We start from the raw sequence: 24,438 nt of genomic DNA, 5'->3' as shown, positions 1-24,438 counted from the left end.
AAATCGATCCCGATTCAAGGAATTATGCAGTCGGCAGGCCTGCGGCTAGACCAAGGCGCAGGCCCGCCTGTGCCGATCAGCGAAGAGGCGTGCAGCCCTTGACGTGAGGCGCCTTGACGCGGCCGGCCTGAAGGTCGCTCCAGAGCGGCAGTGACGGATCGGGACCGCCCAAAGACGCTTCGAAGGTAGCCCGATCCAGTTTGACCAGGCGCCCGGCCGTGGTGATGCTGACCAGCTCTTTCTTGCTGACAACGGCTATGCTGACATTCATGCGGCAGAAAAACCGCTTGTCGCCGTTCGACGCCACCCAGCCTTGAGAGCCGGCCTTGTTCTTCGTGAGCTTGCTGACCTTGTAGCCCTGCTTTTCGAGCTGGGCCAAGGATTCGGCGTTGGCGAGGCCCGGCACTAGGAAAAAGCCGACGACCGCGGCGGCGAGCAATGTCTTGACTGAAATGGACATAAAGTTTCAACCCCTGATTACATTATGGCAATGTGCTCTACGTTCAGACGACGTCGCGTGCAACCTGGATTTGTCGCGTTGCTTAACGCAGAAACCGGGCTGGGGGATTGTTCTTCCCTCCGGCCTTGCCATTCCCGCGAATCCGGCTAAACCGAAATTCCGGCCACCTCAAAGGAAGATGTCATGCCGGATTTTTCCACACTCGCACTTTTTGCCGCCGCCTCGCTGGTTCTGACCGCGACGCCTGGTCCCGATATGCTGCTGATTGCGTCGCGCAGTGTCAGCCAGGGGCAGGGGGCGGGGTTTCTCACCTATGCCGGCATTGCGCTTGGCACCTATTGCCATGCGCTTGCCGCAGCGCTGGGGCTATCGCAGCTGATCGCGACCGTCCCCGTCGCCTATGAGATCGTGCGCTGGGCCGGCTGCGCCTATCTGCTTTATCTCGCCTGGAAAACGCTGCGATCGCAGGCGATCGATTTTTCCCCTTCCTCGTCGCTGAAGCGGCTGTCGCTGCGGCGGATCTTTGGCGAGGGGCTGCTCACCAACCTGCTCAACCCGAAGATGGCGCTGTTCGTGCTGGCGCTGTTTCCGCAGTTCATCCGGCCCGAAAACGGCGCGATGATCGTGCAGACGCTGGTGCTGGCAACGGTGCTCAACGGCATCGGTTTTCTCGTCAATGGCGCGGTGATCCTGCTCGGCGGCCAGCTCCGCACCCGGCTTTCGGCACCGGCGCGCTTCAAGAGGTTGCCGCAATATCTGCTCGCTACCGTTTTCGCGGGGCTCGCCTGCCGGCTGGCGCTTGGCGCCCGGAACTGATCGCCCTGCGCCGGTTGGGTTAGCGGCCCGCAATATCCGATCAGGTCGTCCCGATCCAATCTTCAATGTTGACTCAATCAACAAATCGTTGTTGATTGAGTCAACTTAGGCTGGATCACCGCGATGACACTCACAAACGACCACCCCGACGTGGCGGCGCTGCGCGCCTTCAATCGTCTCTATACCAACCGTCTCGGCCTCTTGAACGCCCATCTCGACCAGAGCCCGTTTACGCTGACCGAAGCGCGCATCCTCTACGAGCTTGCCCATCGCGACGAGCCGACCGCGGCCGATCTCATGCGGACGCTTCAAGTCGATCGTGCCCAGCTGAGCCGCACGCTGAAACGGTTTGCCGATCGTGGGCTGGTGGAGAAGTCGGAACGTCCGGAGGGCGGTCGCCGTCAGCCGATCTCGCTCACCCCGGTCGGACGCACCACCTTTGCCGCCTTGGAGCAGAACACCTGCACGGCAATCGGCGCGCTGCTCGATACCTTGGCTCCTACCGAGCGCAGGCGGCTGATCGCGGCCACCGGCATTGTCAGCGAAGTCCTGGGGGAAAAGGCAGGAGGGGCGCTGCGGCTGCGCGACCTGAGACCAGGCGATCTAGGCTGGATCATCCACCGCCAGACGGTGCTTTACGTGCAGGAGTATGGCTGGAACCAGGAGTATGAGGCGCTGGCTGCGGGCATCCTTGCGGATTTCGTCAAGTCCTATGACCCGGCCCGCGAGGCCGCCTGGATTGCCGAAATCGACGGCCGCATCGTCGGCTCGATCTTCCTCGTTGCAAGCGACAAGCCCGGTGTCGCCAAGCTCAGGCTGCTCTATGTGGAGCCGGATACGCGCGGCCGCGGCGTTGGCGCAGCGCTGGTTTCCGCCTGCATCGAACGCGCCCGCGCGGTCGGCTACGACACGTTGGTGCTGTGGACCAACAGCGTTCTCACTTCGGCCCGCCGCATCTACGAGCGCGCCGGCTTCACGCTTGTCGAGGAGGCGCCGCACCATTCCTTCGGCAAGGATCTGGTGGGCCAGACCTGGTCGCTCGATCTTGGGCCGCGCAGGCATTCGACAGTGGATGCCGGACTTAGCTCTGGCGAAAGCTGACTTCGCGGCGACGCAACGCCGGGACAAAGATGGCAGATGGGGACGGTCGCAATCCTGCGTTGGCTTGCCGTACTCGGCGGGATTGCTTCGATGGCGTATTGCACAAGTGCGGACTAATTTACGGTTACATTTACTGTAACGTACTTCCGTTCCCCAAAAGTGGTGGCTCATCTCTCAACAAAGTTTTTGGGAGAGGCCAATGTCCAGATGTAGTCGAACTGTAGCGCTCACCCTGTTGACGCTTCTTCTGGCGACTTCCGCCGAAGCCCAAACACAGCCCCGATACCTGGCGAAGGTGCCCGAGTACATTACGACGCCTAATGCGGTCGATACACGCATTGGCAAGCTGACATTCTTCGATGGTCTTCCCGATGTAGAAACGGTGCAGAGGGTTTACGACAATCTGGACTTTTCGCGAGGGGTCGAGGCGTTTCTTTCGGGTGTTCCCGCAGCATCCGTTTACGCGGTCTGTAAGGGATTGGACGAGGTCGGCGTAAAGCGGAACGGCGGAATTGCGATCACCGAAGACCTCATCGACGCCCGACAACTGTTTCTGACGGCAAACTCGACCACCGTCTACGTCATCACGTGCATGGATCTGAAGGATGGCCCCGTTGTCATCGATGTTCCGCCGGGCGTTCTTGGTCCGGTTGATGATGCCTATTTCCGCTGGGTGACGGATGTTGGCCTGACCGGGCCTGACAAGGGGGAGGGTGGAAAGTATCTTTTCGTGCCGCCTGGTTACACCGGTGAAATCCCAGACGGCTACTTCGTTGCCAAATCACCCACCTTTGGAAATCTGATGTTCTACCGCGCCTTCGTGAAGCAGGGGGACATCGCCGGTGCCGTAGCGGCTGTGAAGTCAAAGGCGCGAATATATCCGCTGTCATCGGCGAACGCGCCTCCAACTCAGGCCTTCGTCAACCTGTCGGGCACGCAGATGAACACCATTCATGCCAACACGTTCTACTTTTACGAGGAGATCAACGAGGTCATTCAGCATGAACCCGGCGACGCCTTCGATCCCGAGATCGTTGGTATGTTTGCGTCGATCGGGATCAAGAAAGGCAAGCCTTTTGCCCCCGACGAGAGAATGAAGGGCATCTTGACCGACGCCGTCGCCGTCGCCAATGCAACCGCTCGTGCTATTCTGTTTGCGCCGCGCGACGAGCGTGTCCGGATTTTTCCGGATCGCCAGTGGGGCACAGGCTTTGTTGGTGGAAGCTACGCCTTTCTGAACGACGGGGAGCGCATGCTGGATGCGCGCACGCTCTTCCATTACTACGCCACCGGCATCACGCCCGCGATGGCGAACGCCAAGCTCGGGACGGGATCTGCCTATGCGTTCTCGGCCAGGGATTCGAAGGGTGAATATCTGGATGGCGGCAAGACCTACAAGATAACCTTGCCCTCGCCGATCCCGGTCGGCCAGTTCTGGTCGCTCACGGTTTATGACGGGCAGACGCGCTCGATGCTGGAAACCGACCAAAGATCTGCCGGCCTCGACAGCAACGACAAGAACATCAAGAAGAACGAGGACGGTTCCGTGACCGTGTGGTTTGCACCAAAGGCGCCGGCCGGACAGGAAAGCAACTGGGTGCAGACGACTGCGGGCAAAGGCTGGAACAGCCTGCTGCGCCTTTACGCCCCGTTGGAGCCATGGTTCGACAAATCCTGGAAGCCAGGAGATTTCGAACGCGTCGATTGAGATTGACTTAGGTATTCGCCTTTCTGCGGGGAGGAAAGGACGCCGCGCTGCGAGCGCGCGGCGCGACGTCCGCCCGAGTGAGCCGGCATTTCGCTGCGTGCAGCGCAAGCCGGGCCGGGTCCATGCGTCGGAATACGCGAATGGATGGGTTGAGATGGGGACGAGCAAGGGCTATCTGGTGCCAACCACAAACGCCCGTCGGGCGGACACCATCAGAAAACCACAAGGCGCATCCCGGCATGACCCCAGATTTCCTCGTCACCCATTCTGGTGGCTTCCATGCCGATGAGCTCCTGTCGAGCGTCATCCTGACCCGGCTGTTCCCTGAAGCCAAGATTGTGCGCAGCCGGGCGCCGGAGTGGATCACGCCCGGCTCCAACAGGATCATCTACGATGTCGGCGGCGCCTATGATGCGCAAGCGCAGATCTTCGATCACCATCAGCGCGGCGCGCCGCTGCGCGAGGACGGCCAGCCTTTGAGCTCGTTCGGCCTGATCTGGAAGCATTACGGCCGCGATTACCTCGTCGCCTCCCGGGTCCCGGAAGCGCATGTCGAGGCGGTTCACGCCTCCTTCGACCGGAGCTTCGTGCTGCCGGTCGATCTGGTCGACAACGGCGCGCTCAGCCCCTCCATCGCCGGGCCGCTTGCCGGCCTGACGCTGCCGGCGCTGCTTGAAACGCTGAAGCCGGTCTTCGACGAGACCGACCCGGATGCCGACGAGCGAGCCTTCCATGCGGCGCTTGCGATCGCCCGCAGCTTCGTCGAGGCGAGCATCGGCCGGAGTGCCGCAAAACTGCGCGCCGAAGCCGTGGTGCACCAGGCGATTGTTGCGACCGGCGAGGGCCGCGTGCTGGAACTGCCGATGGGCATGCCCTTCCGCCCGGCCATCGTGAAAGCCGGCGCCGACCACCTGCTGTTCGTCGTCCACCCGCGCGACAAGGACTGGACCCTGACCGGCATCCGCCGCGCCGACGAAGGGTTTGAGCTGCGCGCCGACCTTCCGGCCGCCTGGGCCGGCCTCACCAACGACGCGCTCGAAGCCGCCTGCGGCGTTGCGGGCGCCACCTTCTGCCACAACGGCCGCTTCATCGCCGCCGCCAGGACGCGCGAGGCGGCACTGGCGATGGCGGAACTGGCGGTCGCGGAGGCTGTTGCCGTCGAGCCCGCTTGACGAAGACGACATTGCTTCCCCAGAAGAGGTGCTGAGGCGCAAAGGCGAGTTAGGCCAGCTCTTTCACGTCACACAGACCGTGTCAGGCCACCATCGACCTTGAGGTTCTGCCCGGTGATGTAGCCTGCGCCCTCGGAAGCAAGAAAGGCAACGGTCGCAGCGATTTCGGCGCTTGTGCCGTAGCGCTTCATCGGCACCGCCGCGCGCCGATCTTCCGTGGCCGGAAGACTGTCGATCCAGCCGGGCAGTACGTTGTTCATGCGGACGTTGTCGCCGGCATAGGTGTCGGCAAAGATCTTCGTATAGGCGGCGAGGCCTGCGCGGAACACGGCCGATGTCGGGAACATTGCCGAAGGCTCGAACGCCCAAGCGGTGGAGATGTTGATGATCGCGCCGGACTTCTGTGCCTGCATGATCGGCGTGACGAGCCGCACCGGGCGAATGACATTCATCAGGTAGACGTCCATGCCGGTGTGCCACTGCTCGTCGGTGATGTCGAGGATGGGAGCTCGCGGGCCGTGTCCAGCGCTGTTGACCAGCACATCGATCCGACCCCATTTCTCAACGGTCGCGTCGACCAGGCGCTTGAGATCGTCGTTGGATTGATTCGAGCCCGTGACGCCGAGGCCTCCGAGTTCAGCCGCCAACGCTTCGCCTTTGCCCGAAGAAGAAAGCACGGCCACTTTGTATCCATCGGCAGCCAGACGCCTGGCGCACTCGGCGCCCATGCCGCTGCCGCCAGCCGTAACGATAGCCACTTTTTCTACTGACATCTTTTGCTCCTATCACACGGAATGATCATACGAATTGCCTATTCCTGTGCATTGCCATACCATTTCTCCTGCGGGTTTACGAAACAGTTCAGCTTTTATCTGGCAGTAGAAAAACTATTGAATGCTCGACGCTCCCGGAAAGCTACCGTCACTGAACGCCCTCAAGGCATTTGAGGCTGCCGCGCGACATCTGAATTTCAGGCTTGCGGCCGAAGAGCTTGGCGTCACCCAGGGCGCGGTCGCGCAGCAGGTTCGGGGACTTGAAGGCGAACTCGGTGTGAAGCTGTTCGAGCGGCTGCCGCGGACATTGGCGCTGACGGGCGAAGGGCGTGCCTATATCGCGGATATCCGCCGGGCCTTCGAGATTATTGCAAGAGCGACGGGTGCGCTGACACCGCAGCCGGTCCGTCTGACGATCAGCACCACCCCGACATTCGCGTCCAAATGGTTGATCCCCCGTCTGCCCGACTTCACGGCCCGACATCCGGAACTCGACCTGCATATTCTCGCCACCGAACGCATGTCCAGCTTCCAGGCTGATGGTGTCGATCTTGCCGTGCGATACGGACGGCCGCCCTTCGGTCCGGGGTTGGCGACCGAGTTGCTGTTCGAGCAGGAGATTGTCGCCGTTGGCAGCCCGATGCTGCTGTCCGGACGGCCGCCGCCAAAGACCTCAGGGGAGTTTTCCGGCTACACGCTCCTGCACGATGCCCACAATTTCTGGCCGGAGTTCATCGAAAAGCATCTGGGAAAACTGGAGCGAACGTCGTTCAAGGGGATCAGCTTCAGCCAGACATCCCATGCGATCGAGGCAGCGATCGCGGGACAGGGCATCGTTCTGGCAAACCGTGATTTCGTCCAACGGGACGTGGAGGAAGGTCGCCTCATTCTCGCCCTGGAGGGATCGCTCTTCGGACCGTCGCATTTCTATTTGGTATGGCCGCGCTATCGCAATTCCAGCTCGATCGACATGGTGGTTGCGTGGATGATCGCGGAGGCGCACCGGAGGTGAACGACGACCGCTCCTGATGCACGCCCACTGTTCGGCTTGCCGCAGCGATCGCCACGTATTTGCGGAATTATGTAGCAAATACAACCAGTGACCACTTCTGACCCTAACCGGACCTTGGAGGTCAAACAACCGAGCGGCAGAATGCGCGCCAAGTCGGACACTGAGTGGAGCACGGTGGTATCCCAGAAGCGAACATCGGACGACGATGGCTGCTCCGATTAAACCACGGCCCGCAAGTCCCTTTCGCGCCAAATTAGGATACTCCTCTGAGTTGGCTTTCCGCCGCCCCTACGTTTCGGCTAGTATCTCTCCAACACGATCCCGCGCGAGGACGATCGCGTGGAGGGAGGGGCCTTGGATTCTTCACAATCCCTTCGCCGAGCCGGTTCACCCGCCAATGCCTTTCTTCGGCGGGATGACGTGTGTGCGCCAGAGGGTATAAGGGCCCAGCTCACCCGCATCCTCGACAGTCGCGACTTCGACGCGACCGCTCGAACACGCAACTTCCTGACCTATATTGTTGAAGAAACGATCGCAGGCCGTGCCGAGCGCATCAAGGCTTACACTATCGCGACGATCGTGTTCGGGCGGGACGCCACATTTGACGCTCACTCAGACCCCATAGTCCGGATCGAGGCCGGGCATCTTCGCCGTGCGCTGGAGCGCTACTACCTCACGGCCGGCGTATCGGATGCGATGATCATCTCCGTTCCGAAGGGCAGCTATGTCCCGAATTTCGAAACACGGGAACTGCCGAGATTGGCTGCTCCAGCCGACAAACACTCTTCTTGGCGGAGCATGATTCCAATCGCGCTTCTATCGCTAGCGACCGTCATCGTCTCCTCCTGGTTACTTGTCGAGTGGATGGGTGGCGACCGGCGCCCTAAGGCTCCTGCCATCCCGCATTTGCTGGTGAAACCTTTTGACGACCTGACCAATGCGGGAAATTCACGGGCGATAGCGCTCGGTCTAACCCGAGAAATCATTGGTCAAATTGCGAAGTTCAAGGACATCGTGGCCATCGAGGGCGACGCACCTGTCGGCACGACGGTGCCCACCGATGACCAGCGTTATATCCTGGCCGGTGATGTAGAGATGGCCGACAATCAGTTCCGGCTCCGCGCCCGCGTCATCAACGGCACCGACAACTCGGTGATCTGGGCGAAAAGCTACGACGGCGACCTGAAGGCCTCCAAACTGATTGCGGTCGAAGGCGAGATAGCGCGTCAGGTCGCCACAACCCTTGCCCAACCCTATGGCATAATTTTTCAAGCGGACACGTTTCAACAGCCGCGCAATGCGCCGGACGACTGGCAGGCTTATGCCTGCACACTGTCCTACTACGCCTATCGTGCCAGCCTCGACGCCAAGACCCATCCGATCGTCCGGAAATGTCTGGAAGATGCTGTCCAGCGCTTTCCGACCTATGCAAGCGCCTGGGCGCTCCTGTCTCAAACCTACGTCGACGAGATTCGCTTTCGTTATCCTGTCGATCCCTCGTCGTCCCCGGCTTCGATCGACAGAGCTCTAGCGGCTGCGCGCAAAGCTGTCGAACTCGATCCTGAGAACATTCGAGCGTTACAGTCCGAGATGTTCGCCTTGTACTTCAATGGCGATGTCGAGGCTGCCCTGAAGGTCGGGGAACTAGCCTTGAGTATCAATCCCAATGATACCGAGTTGGTGGGCGAATATGGCTACCGGCTTGCACTCTCCGGCAATTGGTCGCGAGGTTGTGGGATGGTCGAAGAGACCCGTCGCCGAAATCCCGGCCCGCTGGCGTACTATGAATCCGCCCTCGCGCTTTGCAGCTACTTCCGCGGTGATTTTCGCGAGGCCGCCATGTGGATCGCAAAAACACCTACGCAGGCAAACCCCAACTATCACCTGATTGCCGCGGCGATCTTCGCCGAGAGCGGCCAAACCCGTGACATGGTTCGCGAGCGAGAATGGCTGCTGACCAATGCACCAAAGCTGGTTGCGAACCTCCGCTCGGAAATAGCCGTGCGCGTCGTTCGGCCCGCCGATGTCGAGCGATTGCTTTCTTCGTTGCAGAAGGCAGGCGTGGCGCAACCGAGCGACGGCCACCCGTTGGCCAGCAGGCTGATGACCACCGAACCTTAGGCCTTCGGCAGGTCAGGGCATCTGCGCCCAAAAGAACGAACCCTTCCCCATATGACGAGGAGTTTCGGTTGATCTTGATTTCATGGTCGAGACCGCCAAATGCGCCACTCGACGTCCGCACCGAACAGCATCGAATTCAGGCGCTCCAAACCGAGCGCGCGTGCCAGATTTCTGAATGCGAAGAAGGGGATGAGGCTGAAGAAAAGAATTACGGAGACACATACGATTCCAGCAATTCCGCCGCCGCCTATATTGGGGATTCTCGCGGAAGCCGCCTCGCCCCAGGCGATGCTCACAACTTTCTCCTCGACAACGTGGAACAGGATGAACAAGGTCGAAAAAATGAGGGAATTGTACAGGATCGGGTAGATCAATGGTCGATTGTCCAGCCATCGCCCCAAGTTCATATCTTCAATGAGCAACATGACCTTGGCGAGTATAAAGGCATTGAACACCGCAAAGCCATGGGACACAAAGTCGATCTTGTGCTGGTGGAGGATGATCCGCTCGTTTAGAACAAAGAGGCCGAACAGGACCCAGAGATAAAGAAACAGCACCAGGAAGTGCTTCGCTTCTGCGACGGCTCGGTTGCGCAGTTGCCTCGCGCTATGCGCAGGCGAAACGTCTTGGTTCGTTGTGCTGCCTCCATCCGGCAGTTCAGGGTCGACCTTCGTCATCACTCGGTCCCGGTTTATTTAAACGGACGATCCGCTAGTTCCTCGGCAAGAATTGGAACCGCGAGGTTGCAGGCCTGCACGCCCTGCGCCACGCAAAGCTTCAGGACCTCCATGATTTCCTCGACCGTCGCCCCAAGCTGCAGTGCCGCCCGGATATGGCGGCGAGTGCCGGGCGCGTACATGTGCGTGAAGGATGCATCGAAGGCGATGCTGATGAGTTCCGTTTCCTTCGGCGTGAATATGCCGCTGCCGTAAATCCCGGCGCCCGCTGCCATGAACTGATCGGTCCACTTTGGATCGAGTTCGAAGAAGGGGTTCCAGGCTTCGTTCCACTGGCCGATCTCCTTCATCCTGTCGCAGGCGGGCGTGGCCGCCGAAGCACGTGACGCCGCGGTCGTCTCCGACGATTTGGCTTCCTCAAGCAGGATCGGTGCTCCAAGGCTGCAGGAATGAATCGACATGACCGACGCCATTTTGATGATCGTCAGGATCTCGTCGCGCGTCACCCCCTGATCAAGGGCCGCCCGAATATGACGGCGAGAGCCTTGCGGGTTGAGGTTGGTGCAGGCCACGTTGATTGCGACCGCAATCAGCTCGACCAGTCTCGGGGAAAGAATCCTGTTCGCCCAGGCATTCGTGCTCATCGCCTTGCATGCGTCGGCCCAGGCGGCATCCCACGTCTCGAGCCGGGCGACTGCGTCGGGTTCCCATGGACCCAGCGTACCGCCATCCTTAACTTGCTGTTCCATTGCCACATCCTTCAATCTGGTTCCGGGGAAGGAAAGGCGAGCGGATCGGGCTGCCAGACCGCGAACATGTTTCCCGACGGATCGGCGAGAACGGCCACCCATGCAGTTCGTGGAATTGCGGTCTTGGGCCTCACCACCTCTGCGCCCATTCGCTGGGCAAGGGCGAGCGAGCCGTCGATCGACTCGACATCCACGAATTGCAGCCAACCCTTTGGATCGGAGCGGGGTCGGTAGGTCAGGCCGCCGCCTACGCTGCTCGTGTCGGTCGGATCCAGGTGAATGCGCCAATAGTCCAAACCTTCCACCTGCTCAGTCCCCCAACCGAAGAGGGCGTTGTAGAACGCGGCGAGCTTGCTCGGTTCGTCGCCATAGATTTCAAAGTGCGTTATCCGGCCAGCCACGATTTCTCTCCCGTGTTCGTCCTGAAACTGGCAGCCCGCACCGGAGCGCAGGCCACCTATGATAAGGCGCATAGGCCGCTGTCAGCTTTACTTCCTCGCTGCCATCAGGGCGGCTTGCGCGGCGCGGACCGGCTCCGGTGCGATCATGCATGCTGCGATCGGATGCGAGTCGCCACCAAGGACAGCGGGCTTGATCTTCCCGTCCGTCGGCCAGGTGAGGAAGCCCGGATTGAACTCAGTGGGGTTGGGCGGCATGCCGTTGTTCTGCAACGTCTCTTCGATGCTGTTGTACCAGGTGCCGACCTTCATGATCTTGCGCGCCTCTTCGGCGGTCGCCACTTTGCGGCCAAACTCCTTGCAGAGACGCACTACTCCCTGAATTTGCTCCACGGTGGTCTTCCGCTTGCCGTCCGCGCCCCAGAGATTGTCCTCGTTGCCGACTCGTATGTGCTGGCCGAGCACGAGGGACATCGCCGAGATGGAAATCAGACCTCTCATGCTGGACCAGAATGTGTTGACCGATCCTTGCGGTATACGTTCAAGAAAATGCATCAGATCGAATGGATTTCGGCCGAGCGTTCCACCGCCATACGCGCAGAGCGCCATGTTTAGCGGCCCCATATAAATACCTGCGCGGATCAGCCGCTCGATAATCTCCCACTGGTGAACATGGGCGGGAACAAAGTAAGGCTGGATGTCATTCTTCCGAAGCCGCTTGAGATGTTCGACGTAGAAGGCAGGGGTCGAATCCACCACCATGCCGGACCACGCCGCAAGCACCTTGGGATCGTCCATGTGCGTTCCCTTGATATCCTCCTTGGAGAACATCGAAGCGATATCCCACAGCGTGGTGCCGGTCGTGACCGTCACATATTCCGGCTTGGGGTCTATTTCCGTGAGCATATGCCGGGTGTCGTAGTCGAGCCACTTTGCCTTGGCGTCATCCGTGTGTGGAGCGAACGAGATCGACCCGCCGACCTGGATGATCATATCCGGCACAGCTTCCTTGACCCGTTTCATCAGGTAATTGTAGTCGTCGAAGTTCGTTGAACCCATGCCGGTGGCCGGGTTGCGAACGTGGAAGTGCAGCATGGTGGCGCCGGCGTTGTAACAGTCGACCGCAGCCTGGACCTGCTCGTCCCAGGTGAGAGGAATGTCGCTAGCGTCGCCCGGCAGCCATGCCGGGCCGTAGGGCGCGGCCGTAACGATGAGCGGCGCCATTTTTTCAGGCAGTATCGAGTCGTCGGTATAGTACATCTGCATTCCTCCCTCTGGGTTACAGCAATGAAGCACTTGATCCGACCGATGACGTGTATGAGCCCTTGAGTTGCTCGATCATCCGCGCCTTTGTCACCTGCGGTTTTTCAGATCGCCTGCCCAGCCAATCCGGACAACGTTGGCTTCCCTCATTGCTCTTGCAATCTCGCCCACAAGCCGGTCGATCGAAGCCGTCCACTCAGCAATCCTGGCCTCGCGAACATCCGGCGGCAGCGCTTCGGCCGCCAGCAACGCCGACTCCGCCTCAGCAAGCTCCTCGCACATGTCACAAAAATCGCCGTCGCCGGCTAAGAGCTTCTCGATGGTCTGGCGCTCAGCAGGGAACCGCCGCAACGCGGCGCCTTCGCCAGTTCTTCTCCGCTCTTCCTCTGACATCGCGCCGCTTCCGTTATCAGGTCGGCAGTTTTCGAAGAGCAGTGTACTTGGGATAACGCCGATCCTGCGTAGTTTACGCAGGTAACACGGGGGTAGCGTCCATTGACGAACGCGCAAGCCTTCGATGGCGCTGCAAGATCCGTTGTGACTTTTCCGCCTGTCGATCAGCAAGCCAGCCACCACGGCAGTCGTTGAGGCCACGCCGCGAGAGGCTATTTCCGATCTAATGTAGATTTATGAGCGACGGCGGTCGGGTTTTCTGATCGAACATGACGACCGCTCTGGGCCAATTTCAGACCTTGCCATCGAGCGACCATGTGTCCGCTTGTCGTGTTGCATTTCCTTGCAGCGGGCGGCCGGCAGTCGGCCCCAAATCAGTCACCTTTCCGCACGGAGCACACGTCTCCCATTGGCGCAAAGCGGACGCCGAGCAGGACGACCGACTGGTCGCATTTGCTACACAATTCCGCGTATTTGAGTGGAAGAGGGACGCGATGGGCCGGGCAGACTCCGTGCCTCCCCAAATCTCACTCCACTAACCCCGCCTTGCGCAATCCCTCCACTCGCCGTTCGAAATCCTCCGGGTTGCGGAAGGGCAGGATGCGGCGGCGGCGGGGGATGGAGAAGTTGGGGTTGAGGTCCAGCGCGCGGGTCCAGGCCTGGCGGCTTTGTTCGTAATGGCCGAGGTGGCCGTGGCAGGAGGCAAGCAGGGCGTAGGCGGTTTCGGAATGTGGGTTTCGCATCAGTCGCGCCTCGATGGCGAGGATCGCCGTGTCAAAGGCGCCAAGCGAAAAGTGGGCGTCGGCGAGGAACTGCAAGAGCAGTTCGGGATAGAGCGGGTCGAGCCGCATGGAGATGTCGAGTTCGGCGAGTGCGGCCTTCGGGTCGCCGGAGAAGATCAGCGCGTGGGCGAGCGCCATGTGGAGCTGCACCGAATTGGGCGCCAGCGCCAGCCCCAGATGCGCCTCGTCCTGCGCGCGGTCCAGCTCTCTCATCCACATGCAGGCGATGCTGAGCGCGCAGTGGCCTTCGGGCTGGTCCGGTGCCATGGCGACGGCCCGTTCCGCAAGCGCGCGGCCGGTGCGCAGCGACTGCTCGGGCTCCGCGCTCCAGTCGTTGATGTAGTCCAGCACGTGGGTGAAGGCGATGAGCGCATGGGCGGCGGCATAGTCTGGTTCGATGGCAACGGCGGCCTCGGCGAGATTGCGCCCGGCGGCATTGGCCAGCCGCGTGTGCGCCGACGCCTGCTCGCGGCCGCGCAGGAGCAGCTCGTAGGCCTTGACGTCGACGGGGCGGCCGCCGGCGAGCGGGGCTTTGTCGCCGCCCGTCAGCTGAACTTTCAGCGCGGTCACGATCTCCCGCGTCAGTTCGTCCTGAACGGCAAAGATGTCGGTGAGATCTCGGTCGAAGCGATTGGCCCAGACATGGCCGCCGTCATTGGCATCGACCAGCTGCGCGGTGACGCGCACGCGGTTTCCGGCCTTGCGGACGCTGCCTTCGAGCACGTAGCGCACGCCGAGCGCCTTGGCGATCTCCGGCACGGAGACGGCCGCGTTCTTGTAGACGAAGGACGAGTTGCGGGCGATGACATGCAGCTCCGACAGCCGGGAGAGATCGGTGATGATGTCCTCGCTGATCCCATCGGAAAAGTACGCCTGTTCGGCATCGCCGCTCATATTGTCGAAGGCGAGCACGGCGATCGAAGGTTTTTCAGGCAGGCCGTATGGGCTCGGCGGCAGCGACCGCGTGCTTGCCTGCGACGGGGCTGGCGATGGGGCCGGCGCCGGGCCATCGGCCGCGTGGGCAGGGCCGATCTCCAGGGCATAGATGCGGATCGGCTCGACGATGTTCTTCAACTGGGTGGCGCCGAGGTCTGTCACGACCAGGTCCAGCCGCGCCTTCACCTGGCGGTAGGCATCTTCCGAAAGGCAGATGGCGCCGGGGCGGGCGATGCCCTCCAGCCGCGAGGCGATGTTGACGCCGTCGCCCATCAGGTCGCCATCGCTTTCCTCGACGACATCGCCGAGGTGAATGCCGATGCGGAACTCGATGCGCCGATCCTCCGGCACGCCGGCATTGCGCTCCAGCATCGCGCTCTGCACCTCGATGGCGCAGCGCACCGCATCGACGACGCTGCGAAACTCGATCAGGCTGCCGTCGCCGGTGCGCTTGACGATGCGGCCGTTGTAGACGGCGATGGTGGGATCGATTAGGTCGCTGCGAAGCGTGCGCAGCCGCGCCAGAATACGCTCTTCGTCGGCGCCGGCCAGCCGGCTGTAGCCGACAACGTCGGCGACGAGGATGGCCGCAATCTTCCTGATATCGCTCATGGACGCCCCGCTACGACCTGATGCCCACCTTCTCTGATATCGACCAATCGAGCCGGACCGCGTTTTGTATTCGGCAAGGAGAAAACCGCAGCCGGGCCATCGGGTGGGCCTTGTGTTGGCCGCCGGTCGCGCCGCAATCCTCGACCATGCCAAGACGTCGCTCCGAAGTCCGCTCCTCACAGGACGACCCGCACATCGTTCCACGCAATCCGCTAATATCAGCATGAACTGATATGACGCCAGATTACCACAGCGCAAGGGCGGCCGCTTGTCCTGTCTACCTCTTCTTTAGAAGTTGCCTATCGCATCAAAAGTGGCACACTCCGTGGCTTGTATGGCGCAAGTCAGCCTATTCAAATGATGGGGTCTATCGTGACACTTGCAATCAACGACATCGCACCGGATTTCCAGGCAGAGACCACGGAAGGCAAGATCCAGTTCCACGACTGGATCGGCGATTCCTGGGCCGTCCTGTTCTCGCATCCGAAGGATTTCACGCCGGTCTGCACCACGGAACTCGGCTACATGGCCAAGATCAAGCCCGAGTTCGACCGGCGTGGGGTCAAGATCATCGGGCTCTCCGTCGATCCGCTGGACCGCCATGCCGGCTGGGTCAGCGACATCGCGGAAACACAAGGGGCCGAGCCGAATTTTCCGATGATCGCCGACGTCGACTACAACGTTTCCAAGCTCTACGGCATGCTGCCGGCGCCGGTATCGGGCGACCCGACGCAACGCACCGCCGCCGATAACCAGACCGTGCGCAACGTCTTCGTGGTCGGGCCGGACAAGAAGGTCAAGCTCATCCTCATCTATCCCATGACGACCGGCCGCAACTTCGACGAGGTGCTGCGGGTGATCGATTCGCTGCAGCTGACGGCCAAGCACAAGGTGGCAACGCCGGTGAACTGGAAGAACGGCGAAGACGTCATCATCGCCGGCTCGGTCAGCGACGAGGAAGCCAAGCAGAAGTATCCGGAAGGCTGGCGCGCGCCAAAACCCTATATCCGGATCGTGCCGCAGCCGAAGTAAGCCTCGGCGCGGCTCGCCGCGACACTGTGTACCGCCGGACGCAGGTTGCACGGGAACGCATTCATGCGACCTGCTCCAGGCGCTTGATTTCGAGTGATGCCCGAAACCGCTCGCGCACTTTCGGGCGTGATGCCTTGGATCGGAGCCGGTTTCGGGTGGATTGTGCAGTCGTTCTTCAAGCGTTGCCGCGTCCTTTCGGGTGAAGACTGCCCGCGCGATGCTGCAGGTCCGGGCAAGGGAGAAGCCGATGATCTTTCGTCAACTCTTCGACAGCACCTCCGGCACCTATACCTACCTGATTGCCAGCCGACAGGGTGGCGAGGCGCTGATCATCGACCCGGTTCTGGAAAAGGTGGACCGCTACCTGCAGCTGGTGCGCGAGCTCGACCTGAAACTGGTCAAGGCGGTGGACACCCATCTGCATGCCGATCACATAACCGGGCTCGGGGCGCTGCGCGACCGCACCCACTGCATCACCGTCATGGGCGAGCAGACCGCTGCCGATGTGGTTTCCATGCGGGTGGCGGAGGGCGACCGGGTTTCTATCGAGGGCCTGAACCTCGACGTGCTCTACACACCCGGCCACACGGACGACAGCTATTCGTTCCTGACCGGCGGGCGCGTGTTTACCGGCGACACATTGCTGATCCGCGGCACCGGCCGCACGGATTTCCAGAACGGCGATCCGCGCCAGCAATATGATTCGATCTTCAACAAGCTGTTGAAGCTGCCCGACGACACGCTGGTCTATCCGGCGCACGACTACAAGGGCGACACGGTCTCGACAATCGGCGAGGAAAGGCGCTTCAATCCGCGCCTGAAGGTCGGATCGGTCGACGAATATGTCGACCTGATGAACAATCTCAACCTGCCGAACCCGAAGATGATGGATGTGGCGGTGCCGGCCAACATCCATGTCGGTCTGCACCAGGACGAGATCGCCGCCAAGGGCTGGGCGGTTTCGGCGGTCGAAGCCATGGCGCTGAGCGGGCGTGCGGATGTGGCGATCGTGGACCTGCGCGAAAAGGCGGAACGCGAAAAACATGGCGCCATTCCCGGTGCGCTGCACGCGCCCTATCCGGAGCTGCGGGAAAACATCGGCATCGGCGGCATGCTGCACGAGCTGGCGCTCGCGACCGGCAAGCGTATCGTTTTCTACTGCGCCTTCGGCGAACGCTCGGCGATGGCGGTCGAGGCGGCGCAAGCCGCCGGACTGATCAGCGCCTGCCACATCGAAGGCGGCATCGATGCCTGGAAAAAGGCAAACGGGCCGCTGGTGCGCCACGACACCGAGCGTCAAACGTGACGCGCAAACGCGTCAAACTTGCTGCGTAACCTTTTCCTTGAATGGGAAGCGATTTAAGACGTCGTGCAGGAGCCGGAAGGGGCGGGGCAACAGACGAACTTGGCGGCAAGACCGACGGATCGACCTGAGGGGGCGATGCGGCGGCTGCTTCTCGTTTTGGCGTGCCGTCCCTGACCGTAGGAGCGGGGTCGACGTGGCGTTGCTCCAGGTTTCGGCTTCGCGCCAAACAGGAGGACAATGGCACGATGCAAAAGGTTTTGACGATTATTTCCGTGGCGCTCGTCGCAGGTGGGCTCGCCGCCTGCTCCAAGACGGAGGCGCTCGAACAGCCGGCGCCGGAACCGGTGGCCGCGCAGGCCAGCACCGACGCGGCCGGGGCAGGTGACAAGACCGACGAGATGGCATGCCTGGCCATGGTCGGCCGGCAGGCGAAAAGCACGGTCACGATGCTGAGTTCGCAACCATCGGGGGCGAGCACTGTGGTGATGGTCGGCGTCGGTACGAAGAACGTGCCTTGGCGCTGCGTGGTGTCGAAAGGCATCGTGTCGGAGGCGGTTGCGACCGCGCGCTAGGTGCTGCCCGCGGCTCGCGACCGACGGAGCCCTTGCCAGACCGAAATGCTCTGGAGGCTCCGTCGAAGCGAGCGTTACGTCTCTCCCGTGAATTGGGAGAGGGCTGCAAAGTCGTCATGCAGATGGCCGGCTGCAATGGCCCGCCGGAAGATTGCGTCGTAACCATCGACGACGGTCCGGTCGATCGCCCGCGCCGACATCAGATCCTTGAGATGGTGGAAGGCGCCGTAGTGAGGCGAGATCGACGACAGCGTTTCGGCGTCGCTTTCAAACCGCCCGGCTTGGGTGCGCTTGATCAGGTCGGCGACCAGTCCTTCGATGACGGGGGCAGTCGCCGTCCATTGCCGGCCAAGCTCGCCAAGGTCGATGCCTTCGGCCCGGCACACGGCAATCGCGTGCAACCCGCCGAAGAGCGCGCCCCACATCAGCGCCAGCACGGCGCTGTCGAGCGCGTTGGCGAGCCCCGGCTCGGTGCCGATGTGCTGGACATTGCCGCCGAGTGCGCGAAAGACATCCGCGTTCTCGCTGAAGGGGTCGGGCGCGCCCGACAGCAGGATCGTGCCGGCGTCGGTACCGATGAAATCGGGCGTCGCAAGGATTGCGCCATCGATGTATCGAGCACCTTGAGCTTCCGCCCATCGGCTCGTCTCGCGCGCTCCCTCAGGCGTCCCGGACGTCAGCTCGACGATCAGCTTGCCGCGCAAACCGGGTGCGACGTCGCCCGAGCGCAGCAGGGCCGACGTCGCGCCATAATCGCTGACATTGATGATGATGATCTCGGCCGCGTCGATCGCTTGCCGCACGGATGGCGCGACGGTGGCGCCGAGTGCGGCGAGCGGCTCGGCTTTCGCCGTCGTCCTGTTCCAGACCGTGGTGCGATACCCGGCCTGCAGCAGGGCACGCGCAAGCGCCGATCCCATGCGACCCGTTCCCAAGACACTGATTGAAGGCTTCATTGCAAATCTCCATATCCGTTGGCGCGACGCACTTCGATGCGGTCGCGGGCCAGAGGTATGGTGGCGCCCGGAGCGCACAATACGCACCGGGCGGTAAGTGGTTACGCCTGGGTAAGTGTTTACTCAGGCGCTAAGTGTTTTGGGGAAAAGGAGAATATCGTGAACCCGACGATGGAAAATTGCGGCTTTGCCACAGCCCTCAAGGCGATCGAGGGCAAGTGGAAGGTCGATATTCTCTGCGAGCTCGGGCGAGCGGCGCGGCGGTTCGGCCGCCTTCGCCGGTCCATTCCGGCGGTCAGCGAAAAGATGCTGGCTCAGCAGCTGCGCGAACTGGAGGCGGATGGGCTGGTCGACCGCACTGTCCATGCCGGGCAGCCCGCCAAGGTCGTCTATTCGCTGACGGAGCGCGGCGCGGCGCTGAATGTGGCCGCCGCCGCCTTGTGCCGATGGGGGGAGGCGGCCGAGCGGACTGCCGACCGCTCGTCGGCCGTCGCCCCCGATGCCGTGGTGGCTTGAGGTTCGCCCTTTCGGCGCGCGGGAATAGGGAGCGCCACCCGCCGCCTGCGATGTCATTCGCGGGTTGTTACCTTGGGAACACCTGTCGCCTCGGACCTGGGCTAGTATCCATCACATGCAAGGCAATGACCTTTGCCAAGAGCAATGCGAACCATCTGATAGCCTCCCAGTCAGGTGGTTCACGTGATCCCAGCGAGCCTCCCCGTTGGTGATCCGCATCTGCCAAGACCCGCCGCGTGCTGACCGCGGCGGGTCTTTTCTCGTCCGGGCCAAACTATCCCAACACCCGCCGGCCGGCCTGCGCTCGCTTGACACCGATCCCGATCCTGTCACCATCCGGCCGCGTGGTCTCTGACCCTGCTCTGTCGATGTCCGTTCACAAGGAGAGTGTCATGAAAACATGTCTGCGCGTTGCTGTCGCAATGGCAGCACTGGCTCTGGCTGGCGAAGCCGTGGCCGGCATTCCGTTGGTCAATGCCACCTGCCCAGGCAAGATCGAGGTTCACGCCGATGAAGGCGGGCCGATCTACATCAACGGCAAGGAAGGCAAGTTGAAGAAGTTCAACGACAACTATTTCGAGGCCAAGGGCGGCGGCGTGACGATTTCGCTCAGCATCAACCCGGATGGCTCGCCTTCAGTTTCCTATACCGGCAAGGGCGGCGCCAACGGCATCTGCACCGTCAAGTAAGTCTATCTTCCGGCAAGCAGTGCCGGAAGCTCGCCAAGGAATGCATCGCGGGCGCGCACGCCAGGGGTGCCGGGCTCGGTCCTTTCGTCCTGGATCAGGCGGGCAAAGACCAAGGTCCGGTCTTCCTTCTGCGCCCAGCCGACGAACCAGCCCCAGCCGCGCGCCTGGTCGAAGCTGCCGTCGGCCCGGCGCGGGAAGGCGGCGCCGGTCTTGCCATGCACGGTCCAGCCGCCGGGGATCTGACGCTCTTCCACCACTTTCAGGGTCATGTCCGTGGCGTGGGCGCTGACGGGAAGCCGGCCGTTGACGAGCTTCTTCAGGAAGGCAACCTGCTCGCGCGGCGAGATCTTCAGCGACGAGGCGATCCAGGCGCGCTCAAGCCCGTTGTCCTTGCCGGGGTCACCGGAAAAGTCGGCGTTGCCGTAGCCGAATTTGGTGGCGTAGTCGTGCAACGTCTTCTCACCGAGCGACTTGGTCATCTGCTGGGAAAACCAGACGACGGAATACTTCATCCAGCGAGTTGCATCGGTCGGCTGTTTCCAGTTGTCGCCGCCCCAATCCACATAGCCCTTGCGGAAGGCAAGCGTCGGCTCGTGCTCGTCCTTGAGATAGCCGCTGTCATAGCCCATCAGGCTGAGCGCCACCTTGAATGTCGATGCGGGGGTGACGCGGCTGTCGCAATCGCCCTCTTGCAGCACGGTGCCTTCGCCGCCCGCATCGGTGATCAGCGTGCAGATCGTACCGGCCACGGCCGTTGCGGCCGTGGATCCCGAAAGCAGCATGCCGGCGGCAATGATGCGAAGGTTCATGGGTGTTTTCCTTTGCGTTGCAGTTTCGGCCGGCAGATAGCAGCGGATCCGCCGCAGCGGCAAAGGGCGATTTTTGGGGCGAGGCATGAGAAAAATTTGGCCTTGATAGCAACGGGGCCAGAGGGATCTGCTGCAACGCGCGACGTGCCGGCCATCGTTGCGCGGGCAGCCGACGCAGGCGCCGTCATCGCGAATGGGCCGGACGCGAATTATGCCTTCGAAATTCTCCACATGCGGCGAACGTATTTCCATAGTCGATATAGCTCCTTGCTAAGAACACAATGTGCCTGTAAAGGAACCGACATCGATCTTGCTTGCTGAGCTTTGTTTTCTCGCCGACCGGCGTTCAAGCTGACCTTTCCTATCAAAATCGATCTTACTGCCGTGTCCGGTGAAGATCCGGGCGGCGAACTTTTTGATTGAAAGGAAATTCTTATGAATACTGGAACCGTAAAGTTCTTCAACACCACCAAGGGTTTTGGCTTCATCGCTCCTGATGACGGCGCAACCGACGTTTTCGTACACGCTTCTGCTGTTGAACGCGCTGGCATGAGCTCGCTCGTCGAAGGCCAGAAGGTCCGTTTCGACATCGTCCGCGATGCACGTTCGGGCAAGAGCGCTGCCGACAACCTGTCTGCTGCGTAATCACCGATATTTCGTCTCTGGTCTTTGACCACGGATGTACTGGCATCGGCCATTGAGACGATATTGAGAAGGTCGGGATTTCCCGGCCTTTTTCTTTGCGCGCTTCCGGACTTCGAAGCGCTGCGCGCTTTTCCCGGAAAGACTCTATTCGAATGTCTCTTTCGAGCCGTCGTCGTAAATGACCGCGCGCACGCAGGTGTAGGCGGTGATGTCGTCGGCATTGACCTTCAGCAGCCGCTCGATCGTGAAGGGCCCCCAGACGCGTTTGCCGGTAAAGGTGCCGCCGGCGGGAATGGTGATGTCCCTGTCGATTTCCAGCGGGCCGATCGTGGCGCCCAGCGCGTCGGTAAAGCCCAGTTGCGCATCGAGCATGCGAATGCCTTTTCCGGCGCTGGAACGAACGGTAAAGGACAGCTCGTTCATATGGCTGTCGACCGGTTTTATCGACCACATCGAGATTGTCAGCAGATCGTCGTTGCAGGCGGCAAGGGCTGGTGCCGTGCCGGCCAGCACCAGGGCGAAGGCCCATAGAACGCGACGCATGGATCTTCTCCGTTTGCTGGATGGCTCGAAAATGCCGGCGCTGGACCGTGTAGCCCAAGGGGGAGGGCCGGCGTAACCTGGGTGGCGGGCTGGATTTCGAGAGGCGTCGATGCGAATGCCTGTTTCCTGAGGGCGTATCCGACTTCCGGCCAGGATCTTACAGCGGTTAAACGTCGCACAGCGACTTTCGCGCGTCTGAAAAGACGCGCGGCGCTGCAGGTCAGATTGCGGCCTGCTTCGGCCTGGTGGATTGCGGCTCAATGCGTGTTCAGGATCGTCAGAGCCTTTTCCGCGTTGCGGCGGTTGAGACCGGTCATGGTCCAGGAGCCGATATGCGCCGGCGTGCCCGTGAAGACGTGATAGATCGTCCAGGATCCGTCCGCTTCGATGCGTCGGCCGAACTGGTAGAGATCAACGCTTAGACGCGGTGGACCGCCTTGGGCCTGCCAGCCCAAAAGCGTGTGTTTTTGCTGTTCATGGCTCTTGCTCATGTCAAATCCTGTTGTTTCCGGTCATAAAAGACGATGTCGCTCCAGGGTCTCGCGGCCGCGCCGTAATTTGACGGCGCTTTCGTTGACACCTTTCTGCTCGCCGTCCGACAGGGATTTCGGCTTTCGGGCAGATGTCTTTCGCGTGACCGGTTTGGTGGTGACGGCCATGGCCGGTGCACCCCTCCATTGGAGCAACTGCTTCAGTTTTCCGTAGTAGGTCATGACGCTTCCTTTGCTACAGCGCACCGTGATCTCGAGGATCCGCTTGCTGCGCTTCAAGTTCTTGCTTTTACGCATGTCGTTGTCGCAAAACCGCTGCACACTTTTGCGCGACATGCCTTAGTGCCGGGGCATGCCCCATTCGATCGGTTCGAGGTTTTCCTCTTTGCTGACGCGGTCCTGGCCAAGCTCGTCGTTGCGGATGCGGTATTGGGGCTGGCTGTCGCGAACGGGCATGATGGCGGTGATGCGGTAGGTTTCCGCTGCATTGGGCGCGATATGGCTGCGATCCCTGAGGCGGACCGACAACCCGACGGTGAAGCGATGTGCGGGCATGGCTTCTTGTCCTTCAGGGCTTGGGTGGCGGGGCGAAGGCATGCTTGGCGCGGTCGACCGCGATGATGCGATCGAGCTCATCCGGCGCGATCGCGACCATGCGCATGCGCTGCTGATTGTCCGTCGTCGCCGGCACCTTGATAAAGGTCGCGACGCGGTGATAGGCGAGCCACGATATGCCTTCGATCAGTTCCTCGTCCTCATCCACCTCATAGTCTCCGGCCGCGAGCGTTCCTTCGATTTCGGGCAATTGGAAGGGTTCGCTGAAGTGGACGGTGCGGTGCTTGGTTCGGCTGAACATGACGTCTCCTTCCGACGCCGGAACGTGCTCGGCGTTGCGGCCATGGCGGTCGGATCCATTGTCGACCGCGTCATAGCCGTAGGTTGCGGGCGGCGATGCGCCCCTTTTCGTCTTTCCAGATTTCGAAGCGGAAAGTCTGGCCCGGAAAGATCGATTTGATGCCAGATTTATAAAGCGCCCGCGCGTCGACATAGACTGCGCGACCACCGTCTTCCGGCTGGACAAAGCCGTAACCGCGGTTGAAGTCGAAACGCATGATCGTGCCTATGATCATGTCAGCACACGGCGTTCGAGGAATGCCGAGCATGCGCGGCGCGCACACTTCAACGCTCGAAAATGGGGAAAATGGCGGGTCGAAAGCCTCTGACGCCGCGAAAAGCCAAGCTGGCCAATGTCGATGAAACACTGTGAGCTCTAATTGCGCCTTATGCAAGGTCGCCACGCATTTGACCAATTTAGTTGAAGTGTTGCATGTGTTCACTTCATACGTGTCTCGCGTCATGCATCGGGGAATCGCTCGTGTTCATTGCTCATCTGCCAGCTGGCTATCTGCTCAGCCGCTTCATCTCACGCGGCAGGCCGGGGCAATCCGGCGCAATCCTTGCTACCGGGATGATCTGCTCGGTCCTGCCGGATTTCGATCTGGCCTACTTTTATCTGGTCGATGGCCGGCGAACGCCGCATCATGACTATTGGACGCATACGCCCTTGTTCTGGCTTGTACTTGCGGCCTGTCTGGCGCTGGTCCTGACGCTGAGCGGCAGGCGCAGTCAGCTTATTCTCGTCGGCGTGGGCCTGGCGAATGTGATGCTGCATCTGCTGATGGATTCGATTGCCGCCGATATCCGCTGGCTCTATCCGTTTTCGGATCTGCGCTTTAACCTCGTGCACGTTCAGGCCCTCTACAAGCCCTGGTATCTCAATTTCATTTTCCATTGGACCTTTGTGGCTGAGCTTCTGATCGTGCTTTCGGCAGCCGTTGTCGCCACACGCGATTGGCGGCTTTGGCGCGGGCGCAGGTTGGCTGCGGCGGCGGCGAGATAGCCGGCG

Annotated in this window: 29 protein-coding genes; 13 read left to right on the top strand and 16 right to left on the bottom strand. The window is 61.3% G+C overall.

All coding sequences use genetic code 11. The features are described from left to right. Positions 1 to 76: 76 nt before the first annotated feature. Positions 77 to 460, bottom strand: a complete 384-nt coding sequence (locus HT585_RS09480) for a hypothetical protein (protein WP_176352664.1) — start codon at positions 458 to 460, stop codon at positions 77 to 79. A gap of 183 nt (positions 461 to 643) precedes the next feature. Between HT585_RS09480 and HT585_RS09475 the strand changes: the two genes are divergently transcribed. The 4 genes from HT585_RS09475 (at position 644) to HT585_RS09460 (ending at position 5,257) form a co-directional block, all read left to right on the top strand. Continuing rightward, positions 644 to 1,276, top strand: a complete 633-nt coding sequence (locus tag HT585_RS09475) for a LysE family translocator (protein WP_176352663.1) — start codon at positions 644 to 646, stop codon at positions 1,274 to 1,276. A gap of 123 nt (positions 1,277 to 1,399) precedes the next feature. Then, on the top strand, positions 1,400 to 2,377 hold the full coding sequence (locus HT585_RS09470) for a bifunctional helix-turn-helix transcriptional regulator/GNAT family N-acetyltransferase (RefSeq protein ID WP_176352662.1): 978 nt from the start codon (positions 1,400 to 1,402) through the stop codon (positions 2,375 to 2,377). A gap of 235 nt (positions 2,378 to 2,612) precedes the next feature. Beyond that, positions 2,613 to 4,085, top strand: coding sequence for a DUF1254 domain-containing protein (locus tag HT585_RS09465; protein ID WP_246707615.1), 1,473 nt, complete (start codon positions 2,613 to 2,615; stop codon positions 4,083 to 4,085). 239 nt (positions 4,086 to 4,324) lie between these two features. Next, the gene (locus tag HT585_RS09460; RefSeq protein ID WP_176352660.1) at positions 4,325 to 5,257 is read left to right on the top strand and encodes an MYG1 family protein; all 933 of its coding nucleotides are present in this window, start codon (positions 4,325 to 4,327) and stop codon (positions 5,255 to 5,257) included. A gap of 68 nt (positions 5,258 to 5,325) precedes the next feature. On the opposite strand, the gene HT585_RS09455 is transcribed toward HT585_RS09460, so the two are convergent. Further along, positions 5,326 to 6,030, bottom strand: a complete 705-nt coding sequence (locus HT585_RS09455; protein WP_176352659.1) for an SDR family oxidoreductase — start codon at positions 6,028 to 6,030, stop codon at positions 5,326 to 5,328. Positions 6,031 to 6,151: 121 nt separating this feature from the next. Here HT585_RS09455 and gcvA point away from each other — a divergent pair, with 121 nt between their 5' ends. Continuing rightward, positions 6,152 to 7,042: a transcriptional regulator GcvA gene (gene gcvA / locus HT585_RS09450; protein WP_176352658.1), complete on the top strand. Its 891-nt coding sequence runs from the start codon at positions 6,152 to 6,154 to the stop codon at positions 7,040 to 7,042. 354 nt (positions 7,043 to 7,396) lie between these two features. Then, positions 7,397 to 9,163, top strand: a complete 1,767-nt coding sequence (locus HT585_RS09445; protein WP_210270366.1) for a hypothetical protein — start codon at positions 7,397 to 7,399, stop codon at positions 9,161 to 9,163. An 80-nt stretch (positions 9,164 to 9,243) separates the two neighbouring features. Here HT585_RS09445 and HT585_RS09440 read toward each other — a convergent pair whose 3' ends face one another. The 6 genes from HT585_RS09440 to HT585_RS09415 form a co-directional block, all read right to left on the bottom strand. Beyond that, positions 9,244 to 9,840 (bottom strand): hypothetical protein, encoded by a 597-nt coding sequence (locus tag HT585_RS09440; RefSeq protein ID WP_176352657.1) that lies wholly within the window; start codon positions 9,838 to 9,840, stop codon positions 9,244 to 9,246. Positions 9,841 to 9,854: 14 nt separating this feature from the next. Beyond that, complete coding sequence (locus HT585_RS09435; RefSeq protein ID WP_343213967.1) at positions 9,855 to 10,595, bottom strand: carboxymuconolactone decarboxylase family protein; 741 nt, start codon at positions 10,593 to 10,595, stop codon at positions 9,855 to 9,857. 5 nt (positions 10,596 to 10,600) lie between these two features. Continuing rightward, the gene (locus HT585_RS09430) at positions 10,601 to 10,990 is read right to left on the bottom strand and encodes a VOC family protein (RefSeq protein ID WP_176352655.1); all 390 of its coding nucleotides are present in this window, start codon (positions 10,988 to 10,990) and stop codon (positions 10,601 to 10,603) included. Positions 10,991 to 11,077: 87 nt separating this feature from the next. Continuing rightward, entirely contained in the window at positions 11,078 to 12,247 is a 1,170-nt protein-coding gene (locus HT585_RS09425; RefSeq protein ID WP_246707614.1) for a beta-keto acid cleavage family enzyme, read from the bottom strand. 93 nt (positions 12,248 to 12,340) lie between these two features. Continuing rightward, positions 12,341 to 12,643 carry a hypothetical protein gene (locus tag HT585_RS09420; RefSeq protein ID WP_176352654.1) on the bottom strand — a complete coding sequence of 101 codons (303 nt, stop codon included), beginning with the start codon at positions 12,641 to 12,643 and terminating at the stop codon, positions 12,341 to 12,343. A gap of 527 nt (positions 12,644 to 13,170) precedes the next feature. Continuing rightward, positions 13,171 to 14,973: an adenylate/guanylate cyclase domain-containing protein gene (locus HT585_RS09415; protein WP_176352653.1), complete on the bottom strand. Its 1,803-nt coding sequence runs from the start codon at positions 14,971 to 14,973 to the stop codon at positions 13,171 to 13,173. A 372-nt stretch (positions 14,974 to 15,345) separates the two neighbouring features. Between HT585_RS09415 and HT585_RS09410 the strand changes: the two genes are divergently transcribed. From HT585_RS09410 to HT585_RS09400, 3 genes are all read left to right on the top strand, one after another. Then, positions 15,346 to 16,005 carry a peroxiredoxin gene (locus HT585_RS09410; RefSeq protein WP_173420465.1) on the top strand — a complete coding sequence of 220 codons (660 nt, stop codon included), beginning with the start codon at positions 15,346 to 15,348 and terminating at the stop codon, positions 16,003 to 16,005. A 247-nt stretch (positions 16,006 to 16,252) separates the two neighbouring features. Then, positions 16,253 to 17,311, top strand: a complete 1,059-nt coding sequence (locus HT585_RS09405) for an MBL fold metallo-hydrolase (protein ID WP_176352652.1) — start codon at positions 16,253 to 16,255, stop codon at positions 17,309 to 17,311. 245 nt (positions 17,312 to 17,556) lie between these two features. Continuing rightward, positions 17,557 to 17,883: a hypothetical protein gene (locus HT585_RS09400; protein WP_176352651.1), complete on the top strand. Its 327-nt coding sequence runs from the start codon at positions 17,557 to 17,559 to the stop codon at positions 17,881 to 17,883. A 74-nt stretch (positions 17,884 to 17,957) separates the two neighbouring features. On the opposite strand, the gene HT585_RS09395 is transcribed toward HT585_RS09400, so the two are convergent. Beyond that, entirely contained in the window at positions 17,958 to 18,839 is an 882-nt protein-coding gene (locus HT585_RS09395; RefSeq protein ID WP_176352650.1) for an NAD(P)-dependent oxidoreductase, read from the bottom strand. A 159-nt stretch (positions 18,840 to 18,998) separates the two neighbouring features. On the opposite strand from HT585_RS09395, the gene HT585_RS09390 reads away from it, so the two are divergent. Both HT585_RS09390 and HT585_RS09385 read left to right on the top strand, forming a co-directional pair. Next, complete coding sequence (locus HT585_RS09390) at positions 18,999 to 19,355, top strand: winged helix-turn-helix transcriptional regulator (protein WP_343213952.1); 357 nt, start codon at positions 18,999 to 19,001, stop codon at positions 19,353 to 19,355. 392 nt (positions 19,356 to 19,747) lie between these two features. After that, entirely contained in the window at positions 19,748 to 20,044 is a 297-nt protein-coding gene (locus HT585_RS09385) for a hypothetical protein (protein WP_210270364.1), read from the top strand. A gap of 2 nt (positions 20,045 to 20,046) precedes the next feature. On the opposite strand, the gene blaOXA is transcribed toward HT585_RS09385, so the two are convergent. Continuing rightward, a complete protein-coding gene (gene blaOXA, locus HT585_RS09380; protein WP_176352649.1) occupies positions 20,047 to 20,853 on the bottom strand; it encodes a class D beta-lactamase in 807 nt (268 codons plus the stop codon). Between the two features lie 435 nt (positions 20,854 to 21,288). On the opposite strand from blaOXA, the gene HT585_RS09375 reads away from it, so the two are divergent. After that, positions 21,289 to 21,498, top strand: coding sequence for a cold-shock protein (locus HT585_RS09375; protein ID WP_025427573.1), 210 nt, complete (start codon positions 21,289 to 21,291; stop codon positions 21,496 to 21,498). A gap of 144 nt (positions 21,499 to 21,642) precedes the next feature. Here the strand turns inward: HT585_RS09375 and HT585_RS09370 are convergent, their stop codons facing one another. From HT585_RS09370 to HT585_RS09345, 6 genes are all read right to left on the bottom strand, one after another. Beyond that, positions 21,643 to 22,041, bottom strand: a complete 399-nt coding sequence (locus tag HT585_RS09370) for a hypothetical protein (protein WP_176352648.1) — start codon at positions 22,039 to 22,041, stop codon at positions 21,643 to 21,645. Between the two features lie 257 nt (positions 22,042 to 22,298). After that, on the bottom strand, positions 22,299 to 22,532 hold the full coding sequence (locus tag HT585_RS09365; RefSeq protein WP_176352647.1) for a hypothetical protein: 234 nt from the start codon (positions 22,530 to 22,532) through the stop codon (positions 22,299 to 22,301). A 21-nt stretch (positions 22,533 to 22,553) separates the two neighbouring features. Next, positions 22,554 to 22,868 carry a hypothetical protein gene (locus HT585_RS09360; protein WP_176352209.1) on the bottom strand — a complete coding sequence of 105 codons (315 nt, stop codon included), beginning with the start codon at positions 22,866 to 22,868 and terminating at the stop codon, positions 22,554 to 22,556. A 3-nt stretch (positions 22,869 to 22,871) separates the two neighbouring features. Continuing rightward, complete coding sequence (locus HT585_RS09355; RefSeq protein ID WP_176352646.1) at positions 22,872 to 23,087, bottom strand: hypothetical protein; 216 nt, start codon at positions 23,085 to 23,087, stop codon at positions 22,872 to 22,874. Between the two features lie 13 nt (positions 23,088 to 23,100). After that, positions 23,101 to 23,388: a hypothetical protein gene (locus tag HT585_RS09350; RefSeq protein WP_176352645.1), complete on the bottom strand. Its 288-nt coding sequence runs from the start codon at positions 23,386 to 23,388 to the stop codon at positions 23,101 to 23,103. A gap of 70 nt (positions 23,389 to 23,458) precedes the next feature. Next, positions 23,459 to 23,830, bottom strand: coding sequence for a cold shock domain-containing protein (locus tag HT585_RS09345; RefSeq protein WP_176352644.1), 372 nt, complete (start codon positions 23,828 to 23,830; stop codon positions 23,459 to 23,461). 77 nt (positions 23,831 to 23,907) lie between these two features. Here HT585_RS09345 and HT585_RS09340 point away from each other — a divergent pair, with 77 nt between their 5' ends. Further along, the gene (locus HT585_RS09340) at positions 23,908 to 24,432 is read left to right on the top strand and encodes a metal-dependent hydrolase (RefSeq protein WP_176352643.1); all 525 of its coding nucleotides are present in this window, start codon (positions 23,908 to 23,910) and stop codon (positions 24,430 to 24,432) included. Positions 24,433 to 24,438 lie beyond the last annotated feature (6 nt).

It is taken from the genome of Ensifer oleiphilus (assembly GCF_013371465.1).
Taxonomy (GTDB): domain Bacteria; phylum Pseudomonadota; class Alphaproteobacteria; order Rhizobiales; family Rhizobiaceae; genus Ensifer; species Ensifer oleiphilus.
This window is presented reverse-complemented; position numbering and strand designations above follow the sequence as displayed.